General features: G+C 40.5%; 19 protein-coding genes and 1 tRNA gene. 13 read left to right on the forward strand and 7 right to left on the reverse strand.

Going from position 1 to position 22,906, the window contains the following annotated elements:
- Positions 1-19: 19 nt before the first annotated feature.
- Complete coding sequence (locus CKV81_RS11860; RefSeq protein ID WP_095074499.1) at positions 20-4,777, reverse strand: translocation/assembly module TamB domain-containing protein; 4,758 nt, start codon at positions 4,775-4,777, stop codon at positions 20-22.
- 4 nt (positions 4,778-4,781) lie between these two features.
- Here CKV81_RS11860 and tsaD point away from each other — a divergent pair, with 4 nt between their 5' ends.
- Together tsaD and CKV81_RS11870 are read left to right on the forward strand one after the other, a co-directional pair.
- Positions 4,782-5,825 (forward strand): tRNA (adenosine(37)-N6)-threonylcarbamoyltransferase complex transferase subunit TsaD, encoded by a 1,044-nt coding sequence (gene tsaD, locus CKV81_RS11865; RefSeq protein ID WP_095073520.1) that lies wholly within the window; start codon positions 4,782-4,784, stop codon positions 5,823-5,825.
- Between the two features lie 7 nt (positions 5,826-5,832).
- Positions 5,833-6,543: an RsmE family RNA methyltransferase gene (locus CKV81_RS11870; RefSeq protein ID WP_095073522.1), complete on the forward strand. Its 711-nt coding sequence runs from the start codon at positions 5,833-5,835 to the stop codon at positions 6,541-6,543.
- Positions 6,544-6,571: 28 nt separating this feature from the next.
- Here CKV81_RS11870 and CKV81_RS11875 read toward each other — a convergent pair whose 3' ends face one another.
- Positions 6,572-7,234, reverse strand: a complete 663-nt coding sequence (locus tag CKV81_RS11875; RefSeq protein ID WP_095073524.1) for a TrmH family RNA methyltransferase — start codon at positions 7,232-7,234, stop codon at positions 6,572-6,574.
- A gap of 127 nt (positions 7,235-7,361) precedes the next feature.
- Between CKV81_RS11875 and CKV81_RS11880 the strand changes: the two genes are divergently transcribed.
- Positions 7,362-8,384, forward strand: a complete 1,023-nt coding sequence (locus tag CKV81_RS11880; RefSeq protein ID WP_095073526.1) for an asparaginase — start codon at positions 7,362-7,364, stop codon at positions 8,382-8,384.
- Between the two features lie 58 nt (positions 8,385-8,442).
- Positions 8,443-8,529: transfer RNA gene (locus tag CKV81_RS11885), tRNA-Ser, on the forward strand.
- Between the two features lie 308 nt (positions 8,530-8,837).
- Here the strand turns inward: CKV81_RS11885 and CKV81_RS11890 are convergent.
- The gene (locus tag CKV81_RS11890; RefSeq protein ID WP_095073528.1) at positions 8,838-9,134 is read right to left on the reverse strand and encodes a transposase; all 297 of its coding nucleotides are present in this window, start codon (positions 9,132-9,134) and stop codon (positions 8,838-8,840) included.
- Between the two features lie 350 nt (positions 9,135-9,484).
- On the opposite strand from CKV81_RS11890, the gene CKV81_RS11895 reads away from it, so the two are divergent.
- From CKV81_RS11895 to CKV81_RS11920, 6 genes are all read left to right on the forward strand, one after another.
- A complete protein-coding gene (locus CKV81_RS11895) occupies positions 9,485-9,994 on the forward strand; it encodes a DUF4304 domain-containing protein (protein ID WP_095073530.1) in 510 nt (169 codons plus the stop codon).
- Positions 9,995-10,204: 210 nt separating this feature from the next.
- Complete coding sequence (locus CKV81_RS11900) at positions 10,205-10,651, forward strand: hypothetical protein (RefSeq protein WP_095073532.1); 447 nt, start codon at positions 10,205-10,207, stop codon at positions 10,649-10,651.
- A gap of 9 nt (positions 10,652-10,660) precedes the next feature.
- On the forward strand, positions 10,661-10,804 hold the full coding sequence (locus tag CKV81_RS13395; RefSeq protein ID WP_157727420.1) for a hypothetical protein: 144 nt from the start codon (positions 10,661-10,663) through the stop codon (positions 10,802-10,804).
- A 618-nt stretch (positions 10,805-11,422) separates the two neighbouring features.
- The gene (locus CKV81_RS11905; RefSeq protein WP_095073534.1) at positions 11,423-11,977 is read left to right on the forward strand and encodes a hypothetical protein; all 555 of its coding nucleotides are present in this window, start codon (positions 11,423-11,425) and stop codon (positions 11,975-11,977) included.
- 560 nt (positions 11,978-12,537) lie between these two features.
- On the forward strand, positions 12,538-13,185 hold the full coding sequence (locus tag CKV81_RS11915; protein WP_095073538.1) for an SOS response-associated peptidase: 648 nt from the start codon (positions 12,538-12,540) through the stop codon (positions 13,183-13,185).
- Positions 13,186-13,280: 95 nt separating this feature from the next.
- Positions 13,281-13,562, forward strand: a complete 282-nt coding sequence (locus CKV81_RS11920; RefSeq protein WP_157727422.1) for a hypothetical protein — start codon at positions 13,281-13,283, stop codon at positions 13,560-13,562.
- Between the two features lie 88 nt (positions 13,563-13,650).
- Here CKV81_RS11920 and asnB read toward each other — a convergent pair whose 3' ends face one another.
- On the reverse strand, positions 13,651-15,321 hold the full coding sequence (asnB, locus tag CKV81_RS11925) for an asparagine synthase B (RefSeq protein WP_095073542.1): 1,671 nt from the start codon (positions 15,319-15,321) through the stop codon (positions 13,651-13,653).
- Between the two features lie 307 nt (positions 15,322-15,628).
- Entirely contained in the window at positions 15,629-16,834 is a 1,206-nt protein-coding gene (locus tag CKV81_RS11930) for an RsmB/NOP family class I SAM-dependent RNA methyltransferase (protein WP_095073544.1), read from the reverse strand.
- Positions 16,835-16,974: 140 nt separating this feature from the next.
- On the opposite strand from CKV81_RS11930, the gene CKV81_RS11935 reads away from it, so the two are divergent.
- Complete coding sequence (locus tag CKV81_RS11935; RefSeq protein ID WP_095073546.1) at positions 16,975-17,307, forward strand: zinc ribbon domain-containing protein YjdM; 333 nt, start codon at positions 16,975-16,977, stop codon at positions 17,305-17,307.
- A 299-nt stretch (positions 17,308-17,606) separates the two neighbouring features.
- Here the strand turns inward: CKV81_RS11935 and CKV81_RS11940 are convergent, their stop codons facing one another.
- Complete coding sequence (locus CKV81_RS11940; RefSeq protein WP_095073549.1) at positions 17,607-18,542, reverse strand: sulfate/molybdate ABC transporter ATP-binding protein; 936 nt, start codon at positions 18,540-18,542, stop codon at positions 17,607-17,609.
- Between the two features lie 80 nt (positions 18,543-18,622).
- Between CKV81_RS11940 and CKV81_RS11945 the strand changes: the two genes are divergently transcribed.
- Together CKV81_RS11945 and pheS are read left to right on the forward strand one after the other, a co-directional pair.
- Positions 18,623-19,282, forward strand: a complete 660-nt coding sequence (locus CKV81_RS11945; RefSeq protein WP_095073552.1) for a YceI family protein — start codon at positions 18,623-18,625, stop codon at positions 19,280-19,282.
- Between the two features lie 108 nt (positions 19,283-19,390).
- Complete coding sequence (gene pheS, locus CKV81_RS11950) at positions 19,391-20,401, forward strand: phenylalanine--tRNA ligase subunit alpha (protein WP_095073554.1); 1,011 nt, start codon at positions 19,391-19,393, stop codon at positions 20,399-20,401.
- 82 nt (positions 20,402-20,483) lie between these two features.
- Here pheS and CKV81_RS11955 read toward each other — a convergent pair whose 3' ends face one another.
- Positions 20,484-22,898 (reverse strand): DUF5916 domain-containing protein, encoded by a 2,415-nt coding sequence (locus CKV81_RS11955; protein ID WP_095073557.1) that lies wholly within the window; start codon positions 22,896-22,898, stop codon positions 20,484-20,486.
- Between the last annotated feature and the right edge of the window lie 8 nt (positions 22,899-22,906).

The raw sequence follows: 22,906 nt of genomic DNA on the forward strand, positions 1-22,906 counted from the left end.
ATCCAAATGATGATTTTAGCTATTTTATACTATTTATCCTTGCTGAATCTGCTTTTATCTTGGTGCTGTCTGTGGTGTTCTTTTTCTTTTTTCTTTTAAAAATAGTATTAAAACTCTTGCTGTAAACAACACCCACTCCAAAAGTCTGGTTCGCAGAGTTGGCCGCGTTGCCGCTTACGATACCAATATTAGACGGTTTGGAATATACCCGAACCAATCTGGTTTTGTCGTTGTTTTTGCTCCAGTCATACTCCACAATACCTTCGCCGGATAAATAGTTTTGCTGGGTAACTTCAGCACCTTTGGAGAGTGGAACTCCAAGTCCCGTTTTTACGGTAACTCTTGGGGACAGTGCAAAAGTCAGACTGGCATTCGCTCTTGATCCTGTGTTCGATGCATCGTCACCCTTTAAGTAATTGATGTCAACCTGTACCTCATTACTGATGGTATTAAAGACAGCTCCGAGTTGCTTAAAGAGCATATTGTAACCTGTATTTTCAATGGCGTTTTCAAGGTTGAGATCGAAGCCGCCGCCATTCTGCACATTGAATGAATTGGTGATCAGCACAGACCCAAACTGAATCACTTTATCATCCTCGTTCATCATTTTTGCAGCCAGTGTTTCCTTAAGTTGGGTCGATAAATCTGGTGCGCTTACACCAAGGTTCACTTTAGGCTGGTTTAAAGTTCCCGTAATATCAACGGACAGCAGTACGTTCACTGCCGGAAGATTTGGGTCGCCAAGGTACGCGCCCGCATTGGTTACTGCCCGCATATAGTGGGCTTTTATAGCCAGGTCAGGCGTCATCGCATCGCCGTCCCATCTTATGCTGCTGTTTCGCGCGATTTGGAAAGTTCTCTCAAGAATGGCTTGTGAAACAAAGGTTCCGCTGTCCACCATATAATTGCCGCTCATAGTAAGATTGCCGTTTCTGAACATCCTGAATCTTAGTGGATTTGCATTTCCTCTTACGCTGATGCTTCCCACATCTTCAGGAAGCATCACGTTCACCGTAGTTCCTCTGTCAACCGCAAGATTGAAGTTCAGGTCCATATTGGCGCCTTTTTCCTTTCTGTCTTCCAGCACAATGGTTCCGGATTTATCTTCTTTCAGGAAACGGAGCATTTTAAATTCGTCAACTCCAGAAGTAGAACCGGCGTTGAATGTGAAGACACTGTTGTTCAGTGCTTTGAAAGGTTCATTAAGATCAGTGGCAATGCTTAATCCTGAAACAGGTCCTGAGACGTAAAGGTTACCTTCGCCGTAAACTCTGCCCCAAAACAGGTCGTAATCCTTTTGCTGCGTATTGAGTACCATAAGATTATCTGCTCTCATAATGAGGTTGACGGCCATAGAAGCAAGTGTTTCAAACTGTATAACCCCAGAAATGGTTCCGCTGGAAATGTCGCGGCCGTCTTTCAGTTTTATGTTGTTCAGGATTGCCCTGCCTTTGGCCAGGGGAATCACCGTGTCTTCAAAACTGTAATCAACCCCGGTGAAATTTAGCTTCATTCCAAAACCTTTCAAAGCGATGTCCCCACTGTAGTCGATATCGTTCAGTGGGCCGGTTATAGCCAAAACGCCGTTGGCTTTACCACGCATATTTCCGAACACGCCTTTCACGAATTCCTGGGTAAATGCCAGATCAAAATCTTTCATATCCGCTTTGATGTCCAAAGTCGGTTTGCTCGTGTTATTATTAATGGTACCGGTGACGTGAAGATTGTTGTTGCCAATTATTTCTGATGAAATGACCTTGGCATCGATATCAAAAACATTGGATTTGGAACTGTTTTTAGCATTGATCACGATACTGCCCATATCTTTACCATTCATTGAGATGTTGTCGATGTTCATATCAATCAGTGGCTCAAGATTATTTTTATTCATTTTAATATCGAACTTGCCGTTGGCAACTCCGTGTATATCCATATCGTTCCCGCCGGTCTGCATAGCCATAAGTTTTGCGAGCTGCAAATTCTGTATTTCACCTTCGGCACTGAAATCTTTTGCTGATTTAAAGAGTGCGTTTCTTACCAAAAGTGAACTTTCATCCGAATAAAGTCTTAGATTTTGTATAGAGAAATCGCCCTGCCGCTTACGGTACGTGATGGAATGGTTCAGTTCAGGACTGGTATCGATCTGCCAGACCACATTGTTTAATTTAACTTCAGTCGGTTCAAACCTTACCACATAATCTCCAGCGCTGTTGGTAGTTTGATTAAGGTTTACAGCGTATGCTTTCAGATTGCCGTCGATTTCCTCCGCCGGCGATCCGTGCAGAAAATTCGCGGCGAGATGCAGCACCTGATTGTTTTCATTTTTCCCGGTAAGAATAACGTCCTTGAAAACATTCTGGTTGTAAAGTACACGGTCGATCTTGGCAAAAATCTGCTCGTCGAGATTGGCCGTATTGATCTTAAGGATGAGGTTATCAACCATAGCACTGTCCCGGGTTGTGCGTGCGCCATCCGGAATTTTATAAGCTGGGTTAGCTGCCGCAAGCGCTCTGTCGGCATCTGTAATCTCCCGGGTTTTCGTCATCTGATAAATAATCGAACGGGCATCCACATTCAAAACGAGGTTATTGGAGTTGCCTTCGTATGATCCGGAAATCCTGGCACCGGTGGGAATTCTCAAATTGGGTTCAAAGTAATTCACCAGGGCCTGTTTTACATCAAATTCCATGTTGAAGCTTTGTCCTCTGTAAAGTTTTCTTGGCGGTGGGCCTACCAGAACTTTCTGCATGCCGTTCTGTATCATGCCGGCAAGGTCTTCCAGTTGGTATCTGCCGGCAATACGACCGTTAACAGCACCTGGTGCATCTACTTCAACCACTCGGTTTCCGTTGGCAAAATAAACTTTAAGATCTGCATTCGGGATGGTGTACGTTTTTCCGTTTGCGGTAAAGGTGAGGCCTTTCATGTTGGCATTCAGATCCAAATCATTAAGATTCGTCATCGAAATTTTACCGTCAATCAAGCCGCTTAATATCTGGCTTCCCCGCTTCCCTGTAAAATAGTTGAGGTTCAGTCTTTTAATATTCGCTACAACATCGGCCATTATTTTTGAAGTGCGGAAATCTATAAACCCATCCACATCAGCTGCCGCCTGTTCATCATTTACCCTGATCATTCCTTGGTAAGTTTTCTTGTTCAGAAGGCCGTCGAGGTACAAATTGTTAATGGTTTTATCCATGATTTCGATACTCGAGATGTTGGCTTTGGTGCGAACAATCATTTGGTTTACATCAAAACTCTGGCCTTGAAGATTGATTTTTCCGGTGATGAGGCCAACCTGCGGCATCTTTGTAATCACCTTTGTATTGAGGTTTTTTATATCAAAGAAACCTCTGTATTTAGGTAGGTTAGTGCTGTAATCGTCAAGATAAAAATTATTAATCCGTGCCTGGCCAACACCCGTAATCAGATTTCCGTTTGGGACATAAACCTGTTCCGGCATAATTCTCGCAGCTCCGGTAAAACGCAGCCTTCCGAAATCATCTGCGAAATTTTTCATTTTCTGGGAGATGAAAGTCGGCAGCATCGCTTTCAGACCTTTATAAGTGAAATCTGTTGACAAATTATTGGTTTCGATTACGAATTTTCCGCCCAGCAGATTGCGCAGTTTCATCGTTCTTGTGGCAATGCTCACGTCCGTATTGCCAATAACGAAATCTTCAAGATAAAAATTATTGAGTGGGCCGGTCATCCTGCCGGATATGTTCACCGGTTTGTAATTGTCCCAGTTCGTCACAAAATAGCTGATGTCGTAGCCGCTGATCTGGCTGCCGCGCATCAGGTCCATTTCCCAACGTACTTTGTCAGTAAAATCAGCCCAGGAACCGTTATTCAGATTAAACTTCAGATCGCCCTGAAGAAGTGTGTGATTGGTATTCAGCGTCAGATCTTTCAAGGATAAATATTCTTTGGTCATCGCGAGATCCGTGGAAAATGTATCTACAAAATGCTCCTTTCCCCAGCGTGTCGTCCTGAAAGTCAGGTTATTGATCTGTGCTGAAACATTAGGGCCGTTTACTTTAACCTTCGGAGCCAAAAGATTGACGTTTTTTGCCAAGAGCCACTTTCCTTTGTCGCCTTCGCTGTTCTGGTTGATGATTGAAACTTTTGAATTTACAAGCTCAATGCGGGAATCCAGCTGAAACGGCGGTTTATTGGGGTCTGACGGTTTTCCGCTGTCGAAATTCCCTATGTATTTGATGAAGTTTGAAATGCTGTCGCCTTTATAAGTAACCACTTTTATATCCGCCTCTGTTAACTGCAGTGCGTCGAAACTTAAGTGGTTGTTTTTTTGAAGCTGATTGGTGGCGAGCGCAATCCAGTTCGAATTGGCTCTGAACACACGGGCTTTAATGAAATCGAGACCTTTCTCATCCTGAATTTTTAGCCCTTTGATTGTGACGTCGCCAAAGTAGTTGACATCCACACTTTGGTACGACATTTTTGCTTTGAAGTCCTGGTTAAGCACCTTAAGGGCCTGGTTCGCTGCCCATCTTTTGGTAGAATCCAAATTGATAATAATGAAGAAAGTAGCCACAAGTGCCAAGCCCACCCAAAAAAGAATCAGCAGAAGTTTTGCCCACCACTTGACGTTGGTAACATCTTTAGCGGCCTGCTCCGTGAATTCTTTTGCGGTTCCCACAGGATTCTGCACAGCATCTTTTACCAGTTCCCTGGCATTTTCGATGCTTACCTCTTCTTTGGGCGACTGTTCCTGTTCTTTTTCGTTATCGTAATTATTCTCTAAATTTGCCATCGTTATGAGCGAGTCAACAATAATTTTGGGAATCGAATCGTCCTGCGACGATACATCTGCTGCCATCATTCAAGGAAATAAAATCCTTTCCAACATTGCTGCCAATCAGCAAATCCACAACGATTATGGTGGTGTGGTTCCGGAGCTGGCTTCACGCGCTCATCAGCAAAATATAATCCCGGTTGTACAAAAATCTCTGGTTGAAGCAAATATACAACAAAATGATATTGCAGCCATAGGATTTACGAGGGGTCCGGGGCTTTTGGGTTCACTGCTTGTCGGAACCTCGTTTGCCAAGTCTTTGGCGATGAGTCTGGAGGTACCTTTAATCGAGGTAAACCACCTTCAAGCCCACATTTTAGCGCATTTTATCGAGGATGCAAATCCTGTGCCGCCAAAGTTCCCTTTTTTATGCCTTACCGTGAGCGGCGGGCATACGATGATCGTGCTGGTGAAGGACTATTTCAACATGAAAATCATCGGTAAGACAACTGATGATGCAGCAGGAGAGGCCTTCGACAAAATAGGAAAGATTTTTGGGCTGGATTATCCGGCTGGCCCCATTGTTGACCGGCTGGCGAAGGAAGGTGATCCCAATTCTTTTAAATTTAATAAACCGAGACTGGAGAATTATGATTATTCTTTCAGTGGGGTGAAGACCTCCGTGTTATATTTTATTCAAAAAGAAATAAGGAAAAATCCTGATTTTATAAACAAAAATCTGAATAATCTCTGCGCTTCTGTTCAAAAAACCATTATCGAAGTTTTGATGGAGAAACTTGAAAAAGCGGCAGAGGATTATGGTATAAAGGAGGTTGCGATTGCGGGTGGTGTTTCTGCAAATTCTGGTTTGAGGAAGGCAATGGAAGAAAATGCTGCCAAATTGGGCTGGAACATCTATATCCCCAAATTTGAATACACCACCGATAACGCAGCGATGATCGCAATGGTGGCGAAACTGAAATATGAAAGAGGGGAGTTTTCGGATTTATCGGTTTCAGCAACTGCCCGCTACGATTTGGAAGAGGATTTTTATAAAAGGTCTTAAAATAATAATGAAACTTTTTTTTGGTGAAATATTTCCGCAGGTGAAAATTGACGATGATGAGCAGCAGCATATCGTGAAAGTTCTTCGTATGCGGGAAGGCGAGGAAATTTATGTGACTGATGGTAAAGGAAACCTGGCTAAAGGAAATCTGGTTTTTGAAGGAAAAAAGGTATCGTTAAACGTTTCTGAAACTGAAGAAAATCTGGCTGATTTCTCGCCAAAACTCCATATTGCGATTGCGCCGACAAAAAATATCGACCGCATTGAATTTTTTGTAGAAAAAGCCACTGAGCTCGGGATTTCCGAAATAACTTTTCTTCAAACGGATAAGACTGAGCGTAAAAATATTAATACCCAAAAAATACAGAAACAGGCGATAGGAGCGTCCAAACAGTCGCTGAGGTTTCATTTTCCCAAGATTAATGACCTTACGAAACTGTCAGACTTCATTAAAAACATAAATGTTGAAAATGCATTTGTTGCCCACTGCGACGAAAGTTTTGAAAGAACAGAACTGAAGGATATTAACCAAAATAATTCCCAAAGCTTTCAGCATATTACATTTTTAATAGGTCCCGAAGGAGATTTTTCGCCAAATGAAATAAAAATGCTTTCGGAAAAAGGAATTAAGGCTGTTTCACTCGGAAATCAGAGGTTAAGAACTGAAACTGCCGGAATATTTGTCGCAGCATGGAATTATCACCAAATGAATAAATAGTCATCACTTATCCCTCAGAACTCAGATATTAAAGATTTTCCCGCATATATTTTGTGTAGATTTCTTCGCCACTACGGATTGAATTTACTGCCCAGCGGATTTTCATCTTCAATTTTTGATCTTCAGAAAGTTTATAATCAATCCCCGATTTCAGAAGTTTCTGTTTTAGTTCATACATGCAGATTGCCGCAGCAACCGAAACATTAAAGCTCTTGGTGAAACCATACATCGGAATGGCAAGGGTTTGGTCCGCAAAATCCAAAATCTCCTCTGAGACTCCCTCCAGTTCGTTCCCGAAAACCAGCGCGATCGGTTCTGTAACCTGATAATCGGGGAGCATGGACGCATGTTTCTCCGGTGAAACGGCTAAAATTTTGTACCCGCGGCTTTTAATATCTTCGAGCGACTGCAGTGTGGCCGGCATTTTCTCCACTTCAACCCAGGTGTCGGCACCTTTGGTTACCCGTAAATTGGGATCGAAAACATTTTCTTCCTCCAGCGCAATGACTTTGTGAAATCCGCATGCCTCCACACTTCTTACGATTGCAGCTGCGTTTCTGAACTGATAAACATCTTCCAAAACTGGCAGTACAAAATCTGAACTTTCTTCAGCAAAATGCTCGATTTTCTGCAGACGCTCTTCCGTCAGGAACTGTTTCAGGTATTCAAAAATCTCTTGATGTTTTTCCATTAATTCCAGGTCTTCTCAAAATAAACGGTTCTGTTTGTTGCGAAAATATCTCTTTTCAGAAAATAGAACAAATAGAACCACCAAAGCCATTTGTTTCTTCACCGCAAATTAACGTATTTTTGAAGATATGAAACGTAAAGTCCTTCTCATCTACACCGGTGGCACGATCGGCATGGAAAAAGATTATGAAACGGGCAGCCTTGTCCCGTTCAATTTTGAAAATATTTTCGGCAAAATTCCGGAAATGAAACTGATCGAATCTGAAGTTTCCGTGCACCCGTTTCAAAAACCGCTGGATTCCTCAGATATGGGGCCGGAGCAGTGGAAAATCATTGCCGGCTACATTGGTGAAAATTATGAAAACTATGACGGTTTTCTGATTCTTCACGGTACGGATACTATGGCTTATACCGCATCAGCGTTAAGTTTTATGCTGAGAGGATTAAAGAAACCTGTCATCCTTACCGGCTCTCAACTTCCTATTGGCGATTTGCGCACGGATGCGAAGGAAAATCTTTTGACCAGCCTTTATTACGCCAGCCTTTATGAGAATGATGAAGCGGTGGTGCAGGAAGTTGCCGTTTATTTTGAATATAAATTATTAAGGGGGAACCGTACTTTGAAATTTTCTGCGGAATATTTCGATGCTTACCAAAGCCCAAACTATCCGATACTTGGCCAGTCGGGCGTTCACCTTAATTTTGATAAAGACGCGTTGTTCCGCACCAGGGTTGATAGCCCTTTTTCGGTAGATTTGCATCTTTCGTCGGAGGTTCTGTTCTGGAGGATTTTCCCGGGTATGACGATGGATTTATTTCCGGTTTTGCCTAAAATGAAAGTTCTGATCTTGCAGGTTTTCGGTTCCGGAACCATTTTCAGCAGCGCAGAAACCGAAGAAACATTGCGAAAAATCAGGGCAAACGGCACTGAAATTGTCGTCGTGAGCCAGTGTGTTTCCGGGGGAATCAGTTTTGGGAAATACGAAAACAGTAATATTTTTTCTAGAATCGGAGCCATCAGCGGTAACGATATTACCGCAGAAACTGCGATTACCAAAGCGATGCACTTAATTGATAACCCTAATTATCAGGGGACTTTCGCCGAGAATTTCAGCAGCGATCTTTGTGGTGAGATGACCGAAGATTTCTAAATTTTATAATTTAAGATTTTCAAATCCAAATTTTTTAAATATCTTTGCAATCCTAATTAGAAAGGTGCTCGAGTGGTTGAAGAGGCTACCCTGGAAAGGTAGTATACGGGTAACTGTATCGAGGGTTCGAATCCCTTCCTTTCTGCAAATAAGAAATCAAAACTTAGCAAAACCCTTTAAAATGGAAATTTTAAAGGGTTTTTTGTTTAATTCATAGCCAAAATGATGCAAATTATACTAAATGGTTTGGTGAGTCATTTGGTGAGTCGTTAATCTGAATTTTACGACTCACCAAAATGTTCAAAATGCGCCTGTTCATCGACGTGTACAAATTTTGAACATCTTGTGCTGTGGTGTGTTTTAGCTCAAATTGCTAAACCTTAAAACACCACAATATGAACACCTGCAAAGTATCTTTCTACGCAAAGAAATCGAAGTATGACAAATCCAAAGCTACAATCTATGCACGGGTAATCTGCCAGGGCGCAAGTTAAGCGCATTAGAACAGTGGCGGTTCAGCTCGCGGTCGCTGCTGAGGTTGTTGAGATAACCCACCAGAAGAATCTTGAAGAAGACCACCGGATCAATGCTGTCCTGCCCGCAAGGGCCGTAATAATGAGAGGTTGACTTGTAGAGGAAGCCAAAGGGTACTTCCTGACTGATTTTACGGTAGAAATCATCCTCGGGAACGAGCCCGTCCAGGCTGAGTTCATAGAAAATTTTCGGTTCAAATGTTTTCCTGCCTTGCATACGCTAATTTACCGAAAACAACCATTTATACAGCTGAATATCAATATTTTAAACTTGTTTATAACCACATTTTCTATTTCTGAAATCTTTTTTACCGTATCTTTGAAAAGAGGTTGTGCAAAGGCACATCGTATTGGCAAAATGCGGAGGAAAGTAACAAGTTGAACTTTTTGTGAATTTATCCGCCGCTGCTTTTTTATTCCACAAAAAAGAGTAATTTAGTGTAAGAAAAAAGCATCGGCTACATTTAGGTCTAAATTGAACTTATCGTTCCATTTAGCCCGCACTTCGCCAATACTTTTTCCGTTAGCGGCAAGCATAACAACCGACATTGACCATCGACAACAGAAATGACTGCAAAAGAAAAACAGACAGAGTTCATCAAGACTTATTTGAAGCCGACTTTAAAAAATCTCGGCTATCAAACAAGTGGACAAACTTGGTGGAAAGACAAGGGGGACTTTTTCATTTTAATCAACTTGCAGAACTTTTCTTGGAACAGTAAGGACAGCGTTGACTTTTGTTTCAACATTGGTGTTGCTTTAAAAGAGACAATGAAAGATACGGACAAAAAGAAGCCAACCGTTCACGACCTGACAGTTTATTTAAGAGAAAGCTCATACTTACCCGGTAGTAGACAGGAGTATAAATTTAGAAACAAAACAGGTTATGTTTTGACGGAGCAAGTGGACACCAATGATTTTATAACTGAACTTAAATCTGACTTTGGCAATCATATTTTGCCGACTTTAGACAAATTAAATTCACTTCAAAATTGTGTCGACAAGTTTGGCGACATAACATTTTGGGGCGACAACTTGAAAAGAGTAATTGCGGAAAATAAACTTTTAGCACAATGACGACAAGAATGCCAGCCGCTACAAGGTATTGCCAAAAGCGGGTCTGACCGCCTTCGATTGGACGTTTGTGCAAGGTTCAGCTTTCGTTATCCGATTGAACATTTATGCTAAAAATCCCCGCCTTCGGCAATACCCGAACCGTTGTGTGCAATGCTGTCAAAACAGTGTTTTAAAAGAAACTTTATTATCTTTCCAAAAAAATAGAATATTATGAACGGGAAAATTAAATTAAAACTAAATCAAAAATCTTCAATAAAAAATAATATGTATGAAGTTTTTATTGACGGAAATTTTATTGGTAATATAGATTACAAAAATCCCAAGTTAGATTTCATAACCAATCTTGGAACTCATAAAATTCTTGTGAAAGGAAAAGACTTTCAAATAGAACAGAATTTTAATTTAAGTTCGCGAAAAATAGTTTTACCGATAGAAATTAATGAAAATTTATTTTGGACAAAGCAATCCACAGAAATGCCAAAAATAATGAATGGATTTGTCGTGGGATTTCTATTGGTTTATGCTGTAGTAATTACATATCTTTTATATGATCAACAAATTAAATTTATGTATCCTTTAATTATTCCATTTTTATTATTACTATTCATAAACTCATCTTTAACAAGCAATCAAAAATTTCATCTTAACTTTAAATAAATCAATAAAATGAAAATTACTAAAAGAGAAATTATATTTTTTATAGCAGGAATTTTAACAATGTTAATAATTGAAAGTGTTTATGATTGGAATGGAACTAAAACTGCTTTTCAAAATGGCTGGAATGATGGTGGAAAAGTTTTAAAGAGATAAAAAGCACTACAGATAACATAGGTAACCGTTGCACAACTCCAAATTTTCAGTATTTCCAAAGTAAAAGCATAAAAAAACGGCCTCCTTTAAAGCTATTTAAGGGAGGTTTCTATTTTTGTCGGACAAAGGAGCTGAGGTTTTCGGAGGGCTTAAATTGAAGTGATCAGCGAACTATAGAACCATTGGTTAGAGAGGAACTTTGGCAGGAGTTCGAACGAGCCAGTGCAGGCTGAGTTCATAGGAGATTTTCGGTTCCAATATTTTCCTGCCTTGCATACGCAAATTTAATGAGAATAAAGGATATAGACAGCTGATTTTCAATATTTTAAACCCGTTTATAACCATATTTTCTATTTCTGAAATCCTTTTTTCTGTATCTTTTAAAAGAGGTTATTCAACAGGCACATAGTATTTGCAAAAGGCGGGCTGAATATATAATAGAAAAACCCGATGCATTAAGTCGCATCTTGCTTTTCATATTACTTTTTTTTGTAATTTGGTAATCTGAAAAAGCAATTTGCTTCGTTCGGTCGAAATTGAACTTTCAGTTCTCCCAAAGCCCGCACTTCGCTAATACTTTTTCCGTTATCTATAATCGCTCCAAAACTCTTTCCATAAATGAATTTTACAATTGAAAATAAAGGCGTTGTTTCAAATGAATTTCTAAAAAAAGGAATTAAGGATTTCAAAGGTGCGTGTGACTTTATCTCAAAACTTCCATACAAGAGGAATAGCAACAAGAAGAGCGTTTTATGCGTATTCGAAGATAAAGCTGGAACTTGTAGCACGAAACATTCAACTCTACGAAAACTGGCACTTGAAAATGATAGGAATGACATTAAACTTATTGTTGGTATTATTAAGATGGATGCTGAATACACCAAAAAGATTGAAAATACACTGAATGAATATGGTCTTGAATATATTCCTGAGGCACATAACTATTTAAAGATTGAGAACGAATATTATGATTTCACAAATCCGAATTCTCTGTATTCTGACCTTGAAGATAAAATCTTAGAAGAAAAAGAGATAGAATACAATGAGATAAATGACGAAAAAATTAAAATACATAAACTGTTTCTCGAACGATGGATACAAGATAAACCGAAATTCGATTTAGAAAAAATTTGGGAGGTTAGAGAAAAGTGTATATCTGACTTGCAAAATTGAAATTGCGACTACAGATAACATCGGTAACCGTTGCTCAACTCTACATTTTCAGTAATTTCCAAAGTAAAAGCATAAAAAAAACCTCCTTTAAAGCGATTTAAGGGAGGTCTCTATTTTTGTCGGGCAAAGCAGTTCAGATTTTAGGGTGGCTTAAAATGAAGTGATCAGCGAACTATAGAACCTTTGGTTAGAGAGGAACTTTGGCAGGAGTTCGAACGAGCCCGTCCAGGCTGAGTTCGTAGAAGATTTTCGCTTCAAATGTTTTCCTGCCTTGCAGGTAGCTTCAGCGGGTGAAGGAACTGGTGGCCGAAAATGCCCGTCTCAAGCGCATTGTGGCGGACCAGCAGATTTCCATCGATATTTTAAAGGAGGTCAACTCAAAAAAGTGTAACATCTTATCAAAGGGAGCGTTATTGCTTAAACCGCTTATCGCGACTTTATTAAAAAAAATATCCAGATCGTCATTTCACAACCCTGCACTTAGTTTCACTACGTTTGGGATTGCTGATTCCTTTGCTGTATATTTATTACATTAGCAAAACATTACAAAACTGAATCTTATGTGCTATTACGTTGATACCAGCCTTACCAAAGAAGCAATCAAAGAAGTTTATGGAGTGGGATTTGAGGGTAAGGAATATAAACCCACAAAATTTTTAAACGGTTTTTCTCATGCCTTGGTTCCGGTTATATTAGATGAAAATCCTGATGTATGCACGACAGCAAACTGGGGACTGATTCCGTTTTGGTCAAAAGACAGGAAAATTCAAAAGCAAACGCTTAATGCCAAAATAGAAACCATTAAAGAAAAACCCTCCTTCAGAAATAATTATAATAAGCGCTGTTTGGTCTTGGTAAACGGCTTCTATGAATGGAAATGGCTGGATGACAGAGGAAAGGAGAAACATAAGCACTTTCTTTCTGTGAAAGATCAGGAGATATTTTCTCTAGGCGGGATTTACAGTAATTGGACGGATAAGGAAACCGGCGAAGAATTAAATACCTTCTCGATTGTTACCACACAGGCAAATGAGTTGATGACGGAAATCCATAACACGAAACACCGTATGCCGATCGTCCTCTTCAGATCAATGGAAAAGGAATGGCTGAAAGACAGAGATATAGAAGATTTTGCCTTTCCAAATCACGAATCTGAATTATTGGCGTTGAATTTAGATGCACCTAAGGAACCTACCACACTATTCTAAATAATTTTAAGGGAGAGCACAACCAACAAGTATAGGAGTGCTGACGGCGGAATTGACAGCAAAATGAATAAAAACACCCTCACAACACAATGAATATGGAAAATTGTTTCTTGCTCCATTCGGATAAGATGCTGCTTTTCAGCCTCCATAAAAACTACGGTTTAGATAAAATCATCGTAACGAAAAATTCAGTTTCTACATACCCCTCGGTTCCTCAGCTCTTCGATGAATCGGAAGTATTACCTGATCATGGTAACGACGCGACCTTGTTAAGAAAAATAACGGAGGACATACAGCAAAAACTGTTGCCAGCTCAGCAATGTATGCTGAGTTTCACTACTCACGAAACGGTTTATAACCTGTTAATAAATTCGTAGACGAAAAATCCCGAAGAAAGATCCTCGGGACTTTTTTATCTTCACTTTATCACAAAATTCACATTCATCCAGGCTGTAAGTTCACAAATCAATAACTGTCTTCGTGAACGCTAAGAACGGCTCTTCCGCTCGGATCGTTCATTTTTTTGAAGGCTTCGTCCCATTCCAGGGCAATTGGGGTAGAACAAGCTACTGATGGAACTGAAGGAACGGTCAGTGCCGCTGTTTCACTTGGAAAGTGTTCCTCAAAAATGGTTCTGTAGCGGTATTCTTCCTTGTTTTGTGGTGTATTTACCGGGAATCTGAATTTTGCATTGGCCATCATTTCATCGGTCACCTCTTTTTCTGCAACTTCCTTCAGGCTGTCAATCCAGCTGTAGCCCACGCCATCGCTAAACTGCTCTTTCTGTCTCCACGCCACGCTTTCAGGCAGCAAATCTTCAAAAGCCTTTCTCAAAACCCATTTTTCAATTTTACCTTCGGCTTTGTCCACCATTTTATCTTTCGGGTTAATGGTCATCGCAACATCCATAAACTCTTTGTCCAAAAATGGCACGCGGCCCTCGATACCCCACGACATCAGGGCTTTATTCGCCCGTAAGCAGTCATAAAGGTGAAGTTTGCTCAGTTTCCTCACGGTTTCCTCATGGAATTCCTTTGCATTCGGAGCTTTGTGAAAATAAAGGTATCCGCCGAATAGCTCATCCGAACCTTCGCCGGAAAGCACCATTTTAATCCCCATGGATTTAATGACTCTTGCCAAAAGATACATCGGAGTGGACGCGCGAACCGTCGTCACATCGTAGGTTTCCAGATGATAAATCACATCCCGAACTGCATCCAGGCCTTCCTGAACTGTAAAATGAATTTCGTGGTGAATGGAACCGATATGATCCGCAACTTTTCGTGCAGCAAGCAGATCCGGCGAACCTACTAAACCCACTGCAAAACTGTGCAGCCGCGGATACCAAGCTTCCTGTGTGTCGCCGCTTTCAATTCTGTTTCGGGCGTATTTTGCGGTAACCGCGGATATGATTGAGGAATCCAAACCGCCGGAAAGTAAAACGCCGTACGGTACATCGCTCATCAGCTGCCTGTGAACTGCGTCTTCAAGACCTTTTCTGATTTTCGCAAGATCGGTTTCGTTGTCTTTTACATTTTCAAAGTCTTCCCAATCCCTCTGGTACCACTTTTGGAGTTCGTAGCCGTCTTCACTGTAAAGGAAATGTCCCGGCAGGAACGTTTCAATTTTGTTGCAAACGCCTTCCAAAGCTTTTAATTCTGATGCTGCGTAATAGTTGCCGTGTTTGTCCCAACCGTGATACAGCGGGCAAATTCCCATGTGATCACGTCCAACGAGAAAAACTTCTTTCTCGCTGTCATAAAGCGCAAATGCAAAGATTCCGTTCAGTTTTTCAAGGAAATTTTTTCCGTCCCTTTGGTATAAGGCCAAAATCACTTCACAATCCGATTGCGTCTGGAACCCGTATTCCGGAAATTCTTTTCTGAGTTCCTGGTGGTTGTAGATTTCACCGTTTACCGCTAAAACGATTTTCCCGTCCTGGCTGTAAAGTGGCTGTTTACCGGAAGTTGGATCTACAATTGCCAAACGTTCGTGTGACATTATGGTTTTTTCGTCCTGAAAGATCCCGCTCCAGTCCGGGCCGCGGTGACGGATTTTTTTAGACATTTCCAAAACCTGTGGCCTCAGGCTTTCGGTTTTTTGTTTTGCATCAAACAGGCATACTATTCCGCACATAAATTTTTTTGTTTAAAGTTTCAAGTTCGAGGTTTTTTAAAGCTTCAAACCTGATTTAAATTGTTTTATTCGTTTTGGTTAAAATTCTTTTGCAATAATAAAACCAAAGTTTATAAATAAAAATTAAAAACGCTAATTAATTAAAAATTTACTAAAATTAATTTTTAAAGCGAAAAAATTTAAGTTCAAAACGGAATTTTCAGTGTTTGAGAGGATTTTTTTTAGTAAAAAGAAATTGCCCCGAAATAACAGAACAAAATGAGTGAAATCACGGCTAAAAATTGTTCAGAGAGATTTACTTCAAGATTTATTTCAGTCGCTCGATCAAAGCCATATAAAAACCGTCATAGCCTTCGCTTGGCATTATTTTTTCGTCTTTGAGCAATTTGAAGTCGGGGTTGTTTTTAAGAAATTTTTCTACCTGTTCATTGTTTTCGGAAGGCAAAATGGAGCAGGTTGCATAGACCATTCTGCCACCTTTTTTAAGGATTTTGGAGTAATCCTGCAGGATTTGCTGTTGCTCGTCTTTGATTCTGTCAATGAATTCCTGGTCGATTTTCCATTTGGAATCCGGGTTTCTTTTTAAAACGCCGAGACCGGAACACGGTGCGTCGATCAGAAGCCTGTCGGCTTTTTCTTGAAGCCTTTTAATGACTTTATTATCTGTAATGGTGCGGGTCTCGATGTTGTGGGCACCGGCACGTTTGGCACGGCGTTTCAGTTCGGCAAGTTTCCACTCGTAAATATCCAGTGCGATAATCTGGCCTTTATTTTTCATCAGAGCAGCCAGGTGAAGTGTTTTCCCACCGGCTCCTGCGCAGGCATCCACCACACGCATACCTTCCTGAACATCCAGCATTTCTCCAATTTTCTGGGAACTGGCATCCTGCACTTCAAACAAACCGTCTTTAAAGGCAGAGGTTAGGAAGACGTTCTTCTTTTCTTCCAGCTGTACAGCGTCCGGATATTGTTTTAAGCTAAAACTTTCCACATTTTCCTCTTTCAGTTCATCCATCAGCTCCCGCACTGTGGTTTTCAGCGTGTTTGCACGAAGTACGGTTGGTGCCTGCTCATTTAAAGCAATCATTTCTTTTTCCCAGTTGTCACCAAGTTCTTTTTCTAGTGTCTCGGCCAGCCAGTCTGGAATTGAATGCTGAATGGCTTTAGACGGAACTGTATTTTTCTCGAGTTTTTTCAGGATGTCCGCAATCTTGATGCCCTCAAATTCTTCAAATTTTTTGTATTTGGTTTTGCTCCAGAGCAGGTACGCCAGAATCATTTTGTAGATATTTCCGGGCTTGGCGCCTTCGCCCATATAGTATTCGAGGCGTTTTTTCCAGCGGATGATATTGTAGAAAATCTCCGAAACGGTTTTCCGGTCTTCGCTGCCCCATTTTTTGTGGGATTTCAAAAGCCTTTCAATAACTTTATCGGCATATTTATTTTTTTCAAAAAAAGTTTCCTGCAGAGCATCGTGAATTCCGATGAGGAGATTGCGGTGTATGAGTTCCATATTTAAGCTTTCGGCAGATGCAAATTAGCGTTCTGCGATTTTTTGCAAAAATACGGTTTTTGAAGTAAAGAGATTTTCAATCGTTACAGCTTCGCTCGGAAACATTAAGCCAATATCTTATCTTTGTAAAAAAGAAAATTATGAGCGATACAGTACACTGCCCAGTATGTAATTCTGAATTTACTTATCAACAGGACGATCTGATGGTTTGTTCGCAGTGTTTCCACGAATGGGATCCGGCGGAAGGTGGCAGTGAGAACAGGATTTTCGACAGCAACGGCAATGAGCTGTTTGATGGAGATTCAGTCGTTGTAATCAAAGATTTACCGGTTAAAGGTGCGCCAAAACCAGTGAAGGCAGGAACGAAAGTGAAAAACATCCGTTTGCGGCCAGATTCTGACCATAATATTGACTGCAAAATTGACGGTTTCGGATCAATGGCGCTCAAATCTGAATTTGTACGGAAAGCTTAATTAAAGAATAAAGTAAAGCGGCAGAAGATAAAAGTCGTTTTAAAAACCAAAGTTCACAATCTGGGTTAACTGTGAACTTATTTTTTAATAATAAAAAAAAGGAAAAATTTGGACAGGGTTCAAATTCCAGGACTTCATTGTTCCGATAGAATGAAACTAATTTCAGTCCACAAAGGCAGAAAGAGAATTAACCAAAAATTTCCTTGTGTTGTCGGGAGAGCTAATTTACAATATTATTTCAATTTTCCTGCCAAATCTGTAAAAGATGATCTCATTAGTTATCAACATATTAACATTAACTATTGAAATCTAACTTTCACCGTATCAGAGAGTTGGTTTTCTGAATAGATGACGATGGGGACCTCATTCACCAGAACCCTGTTCCAGTAGTGGCTTCCGGCAAAACGACTTTCTAACACTTTGGCTTCGGTACCGTTTTCTGAAATTTTTATTTGTGTAGGATACCAGAGGTTTTTTGAAAGGTTAAGTTTTGATTTTTCTTCATCTGAAAGTACATTTACTTCACCAAATAGCTTCGCCACATATTCGTTGTAGGGATTTTTATAAGTTTCTTCCGGCGAATCGTTCTGAATAAGGCGGCCTTCCTGCAAAATGATAATTTGGTTCAGCCAGGGCATCACTTCCTGAATTTCGTGGGTTGAAATCATCAGGGAAATGTGGTGCTTCTTCACATAATTAAAAAGCCTTTCCCGAAGCTCAATTTTCCTGGAAAAATCAAGGTTGCTGAAAGGTTCATCCAGCAAAAGGAGTTTTGGCATTACTGAAAGCGCTCTTGCAATCGCAATACGCTGCTGCTGACCGCCACTCAAAAAACGGGGTTTTACATCAGCGTAATCTTCCATTCCAACCACCTCGAGCAGTTGCATCACTTTCTCGCGTTTTTCAGCAAGATTGATGTTTGAAATAAATTTTCCAACGTTGTCATAAGCCGTGGAGTAGGGCATAAGATCGTAATTCTGCGCTACGAACTTCATTTCGCTTTCGCCAGGAACGATATTTCCTTTCGGACCGAGGAGCTTTCTGCCATTAAAAATTATTTCGCCTTCCTGCCAGTCGAGCAGTCCGTAAATAATATTAAGCAGCGTGGATTTCCCACAGCCGCTTTCACCGGCAAGCGCGATAATTTTCCCTTCGTCAACTCTGAGGTTCAGGTTGTTGAAAATTTTCCTGTCGGTGCCGTATGAAAAGTGCAGGTTTTTAACTTCAAGAAGCATAATGCAAAATTAAGGTTTAGTTTCCCTCTATTGAAATTTTTTTAGTATTTTAGCGAAAATTAGATAAAGTATTTAATTGGATGAAAAAAAATCTCGTAAATGCCTTATTACCGGCAATTATTTTAAGTAGTGTTTTGGTTTCCTGCGGAAAGGATAAGCCTTTAACCAGCGAGAGTACAGAAGTGCAAACGGCCAAAAACGGGCAGATGTACGTCCTCGATACGATGAACAGCAAGATTGAATGGAAGGGCTTTAAGGTTTTAAAATCTGATAACACCAGCCATTTCGGAACTATAAAGTTTGAAAGCGGTGATGTAACCGTAAATGGCGACAAGTTAGAAAGCGGAAAGTTCGTAGCAGATATGTCCAGTCTTGCAAATGTGGATTTAGCAGATGATGCTGAGCAAAAAGGAAAACTGGAAAGCCATTTGAAATCCGGTGATTTCTTTGAAGTGGAGAAATTCCCTACTGCATCGTACGAAATTGCAAAGGTAACAGCTGCTGAAAACGGCGATTACAATACGGTTTTGGATGGTAACCTTACAATAAAAGGTATCACCAAACCTGTTCAGTTCAAAGCTAACGTAAAGGTGGATAACGGTGAAGTAAGCATTGCTACTGAGCCTAAAGACATTTTGCGTGAAGATTTTGGAGTGAAGTTCCAGCTGCCGGTACAAAACGGTTTGATTAAAAACGAAATGAACGTTCAGATCCTGGTAAAAGCTTTGGAAAAGAAATAAAATTTTAAGTGTTAATAGTGATGGGACAAAGGTGCGGTTGAAGTCGCACCTTTGCCTTTTTATTTCCCGGGCAAAATCGTAACTTTGCACCTTTAGAAACTTAGACAAATGTTAGAACGTATTGATGAATTACTGGCTGAGGTTGGCAGCTTTTCGTCTGCAGAAAAGGATGTAATTGAGCAGTTCCGCATAAAATACAGCGGAAAAAAGGGAATTTTGAATGACCTCTTCCATAAATTCAAGGAAGTGCCGAATGATCAGAAGAAAGAATTTGGCCAGAAAATCAATACGTTGAAACAGGCGGTCGCGACAAAACTTGAAGATCTAAAAAATGCTGCCACAACCAATATTTCAGTAGAAAAAGATGACCTTACCAAGCCGGCTTTTCCACTGGAATTGGGAACCAGGCATCCGATAAACCTCGTGCGCAACAGAATTGTGGAGATTTTCAAATCCATAGGTTTTGCTGTTGCAGACGGACCGGAAATTGAGGACGACTGGCATAACTTCAGCGCGCTGAATATGCCCGAATACCACCCTGCCCGTGATATGCAGGATACATTCTTCATTGAGCAGAATCCTGATGTGCTGCTGAGGACGCATACTTCTTCCGTCCAAATCCGTTATATGGAACAAAATGATCCTCCGATCAGAATTCTTGCCCCGGGAAGAGTATTCCGTAATGAGGCGATTTCTTCCCGTTCGCACTGTATTTTCCACCAGATCGAAGGACTTTATATTGATAAAAATGTAAGTTTTGCAGATTTAAAACAAACGCTTCAGTTCTTCACAAGCGAACTTTTCGGTAAATCAAAAATCAGATTGAGACCTTCTTATTTTCCCTTCACTGAGCCAAGTGCAGAGGTGGATGTATATTGGGGACTGAATTCTGAGACCGATTACAGAATCACCAAAGGTACAGGCTGGCTGGAAATTATGGGTTGTGGAATGGTAGATCCCGCGGTTCTGAAAAACGTAAACATCGATCCGGATCAGTATTCTGGTTATGCGTTTGGGATGGGAATCGAAAGAATTGTGATGCTGCTTTATCAGATGGGTGATATCAGGATGTTCTTTGAGAATGATAAAAGAATGCTGGAACAATTCAAATCACTGTAAGGAATTTTTAACAATAATAAAATGCGCTTCAATCGGAAGCGCATTTTTTGGTTTTAAAATGAATGTAAAATGTATAATAAGTTTAAAACCAGTTTTTTATTCTGTTATAATCGAGGTAATATGTGACTTTTAGCGATAAATTATTCAGCATCGGCTGCGAGAACATGTAATCGAAATTCTTTTTGAAATTTTGATTGGCTAGCGGCAGATAGCTGTCTGTCGCATTCCTGTAAAGTAGTGTCAACTGGCTGCCCGGCGCAAACCACCAGCTGTAACGCAGGTCGATATTCCAGAAATTGTAGGTGCCGTCATTATTTTTTGCGTAATCGGAATCTGCCAAGCTTCCATCCAGGTTCAGCGAAGAAAATTTACTGTATTTCACGCCGGAGAAATAATGTCTGAAATTGAAGCTTAAAGCCATTTTATCATTAAAAATATACTGCGAGTAAATTGAATTAGTAAACGTGTTGATATCTCTTCTGCCAATAAAAATTTGGTCAGCATTTTTCCCGACAAAACCTTGATCATTTTTCTGAATGTCGTAATCGAATTCGTAACCAACTGAAAGCCGGTCCGAAACCCTGTACCGCGTATTGAGTTCAGAGACGTACCTGATTCTTCCGGGTGCATCGTAAACATAGATTTCAGTGTAGCCGCCGTAGCTGAATTTCTTTCTTTGATCAGAATTGTAGAAGATCCACGGATTTACCATCGCCGGAACGTTAAGGTGCCTTCCGAAGGTTCTCGGTTCGAAAATATCTTTTTGCCCGGACGGCTGTAAAAGTAGCCCCACGCCAAAATTCTGGAATTTCTTATTAGTCAACTGCAAATTCTGATGGATTTCAAAGCTGCTGTACATATAAGGTTCTAATCTGTAAACAGACGTAAGATTTAGGTTGTAATTTAGATTGTTCAGGTTTCCCCGTGGTTTTAAATATCTGTAACTGTAGTTTCCATGATAAGCAACTTTGTTGTTTCCCCCGGTGTAGCCAAGGTCATTGATATTGTAATCTTTGGTTTTCAGATTGAAACTTGCGCCATAACGGTGTACGCCCGAGATTTTATTGGCTCCGGCCGCCGCCTCGGTTCCGTAAATCATTTTGGCATCATTGGCCACACTTTCCTTGAAGTGCCCAAAAATGTTGACCGTATTCTTCTTATTTCTGATGTCGCCCAAAAGCGCGGTCACATTGGCATCACGAAAAGCTCCGTCTCTGGTAACATTGGTATTCACCAGGCTTACGGAAGAATTTTCATTAAATCTTTGATCCAGCACAAAAACATTATAATTGCTCCACGGTTCCACAACTTCATCGCGCATTTCGCCAGTGTTTTTATTTTTAATTGTCGCGTACGTTTTTTCTGTAATTCCATTAAAAAATCCAATACCGAGGCCTTTACTGGTTCTGCCGGAGATTTTAAGAGCATTGAATAATTTTACTTTTTCAGGAAATTGCACAACTTCTTCATTTTGTGTTAAGTTGGGATATTTTGTCGGGCTGCCACCAATTCTTCTCGAATAAAACAAATTTCCTTTGTTGAAAAGCTCCGTTCCCTCCGTAAAAAACGAGCGGTTTTCTTCGTATTGCTGTTCAAAAGGTCCAAGATTCAGCACAGCATTGTCAAAATTGGCCTGCCCAAAATCAGGAATCAGCGTCATATCCAGAGTGAAGGCGTCATTGATGCCGTATTTTAAATCCATCCCTCCGTTTACATTAAAAGTCGTTTTCCCATCATAATGATTGGCGTAGGTCGAGAAATAGGGCAGGAAGGAGAGGCGCGTCGGGGTTTTGATGTTTTCAATTCCGGTAAGGATTCCGTCGTAGGTCATGAAAGTTCCTTTCTTATTGTCCACGAAATTCCAGGTGTATTGCGTCTGTATATTCCGAACTTGGGAAAAGAAATTAATTCCCCATTCCTGCACATCTTTTTTCGGAAAACGCAGTTCAGAATATGGAATTTTTATTTCCGTTGCCCAGCCTTTATCATTCAGTTTTACGGCGCTGTACCAAACGGCATTCCAGGAGAAGTCATCATTATTGTTAATGACAATTTTGGCGTCTGCCTGCACTCCGGAAGCCTGCACGATGAACATAAGACTCTGTTGCTTGTCATTATAGCCATTGATTGTAATTCCCAAAAGATCGTCATTTGCAATATTATCGCGTTCTGTCATTTCGCGAGCAATTTTTGAAGGTTCCGGAGAGTTGATCTGCGCACCAAAATAAATCCCGGTATCATCGTAAAGGACTTTTACAGTGGTTTTGTACTGCTCAGGCTGTGGTTTCCCGTTGTTCGGATTTCTTTCAATAAAATCACTTGCAATCGGTGCGTTCTGCCAAACTTCATCATCCAGGATACCGTCAATTTTTGGAGAAGAACTGATTCGGATGGAATTTATAGATTTCCGGGTTATTTCATCTTTACCTTCGCTGCTCTGGGCGAAAATCAGTGAGTGGAAGATGATAATTGGCAGGAATAACCATCGATTTTTCATAGTTGTTT

The sequence above is a fragment of the Chryseobacterium taklimakanense genome (genome assembly GCF_900187185.1).
Taxonomy (GTDB): Bacteria; Bacteroidota; Bacteroidia; order Flavobacteriales; family Weeksellaceae; genus Planobacterium; species Planobacterium taklimakanense.

Bases quoted from the DNA above. Each gene is read 5' to 3' on its own strand.
- tsaD (WP_095073520.1), top strand. From the start codon at position 4,782: ATGAGCGAGTCAACAATAATTTTGGGAATCGAATCGTCCTGCGACGAT.
- CKV81_RS11930 (WP_095073544.1), bottom strand. From the start codon at position 16,834: ATGGAACTCATACACCGCAATCTCCTCATCGGAATTCACGATGCTCTG.
- CKV81_RS13395 (WP_157727420.1), top strand. From the start codon at position 10,661: ATGAAAATTACTAAAAGAGAAATTATATTTTTTATAGCAGGAATTTTA.
- CKV81_RS11945 (WP_095073552.1), top strand. From the start codon at position 18,623: ATGAAAAAAAATCTCGTAAATGCCTTATTACCGGCAATTATTTTAAGT.
- CKV81_RS11880 (WP_095073526.1), top strand. From the start codon at position 7,362: ATGAAACGTAAAGTCCTTCTCATCTACACCGGTGGCACGATCGGCATG.
- CKV81_RS11915 (WP_095073538.1), top strand. From the start codon at position 12,538: ATGTGCTATTACGTTGATACCAGCCTTACCAAAGAAGCAATCAAAGAA.
- CKV81_RS11920 (WP_157727422.1), top strand. From the start codon at position 13,281: ATGGAAAATTGTTTCTTGCTCCATTCGGATAAGATGCTGCTTTTCAGC.
- CKV81_RS11955 (WP_095073557.1), bottom strand. From the start codon at position 22,898: ATGAAAAATCGATGGTTATTCCTGCCAATTATCATCTTCCACTCACTG.
- CKV81_RS11860 (WP_095074499.1), bottom strand. From the start codon at position 4,777: ATGGCAAATTTAGAGAATAATTACGATAACGAAAAAGAACAGGAACAG.
- CKV81_RS11940 (WP_095073549.1), bottom strand. From the start codon at position 18,542: ATGCTTCTTGAAGTTAAAAACCTGCACTTTTCATACGGCACCGACAGG.
- CKV81_RS11890 (WP_095073528.1), bottom strand. From the start codon at position 9,134: ATGCAAGGCAGGAAAACATTTGAACCGAAAATTTTCTATGAACTCAGC.
- CKV81_RS11895 (WP_095073530.1), top strand. From the start codon at position 9,485: ATGACTGCAAAAGAAAAACAGACAGAGTTCATCAAGACTTATTTGAAG.
- CKV81_RS11935 (WP_095073546.1), top strand. From the start codon at position 16,975: ATGAGCGATACAGTACACTGCCCAGTATGTAATTCTGAATTTACTTAT.
- CKV81_RS11900 (WP_095073532.1), top strand. From the start codon at position 10,205: ATGAACGGGAAAATTAAATTAAAACTAAATCAAAAATCTTCAATAAAA.
- CKV81_RS11875 (WP_095073524.1), bottom strand. From the start codon at position 7,234: ATGGAAAAACATCAAGAGATTTTTGAATACCTGAAACAGTTCCTGACG.
- CKV81_RS11870 (WP_095073522.1), top strand. From the start codon at position 5,833: ATGAAACTTTTTTTTGGTGAAATATTTCCGCAGGTGAAAATTGACGAT.
- CKV81_RS11905 (WP_095073534.1), top strand. From the start codon at position 11,423: ATGAATTTTACAATTGAAAATAAAGGCGTTGTTTCAAATGAATTTCTA.
- pheS (WP_095073554.1), top strand. From the start codon at position 19,391: ATGTTAGAACGTATTGATGAATTACTGGCTGAGGTTGGCAGCTTTTCG.
- asnB (WP_095073542.1), bottom strand. From the start codon at position 15,321: ATGTGCGGAATAGTATGCCTGTTTGATGCAAAACAAAAAACCGAAAGC.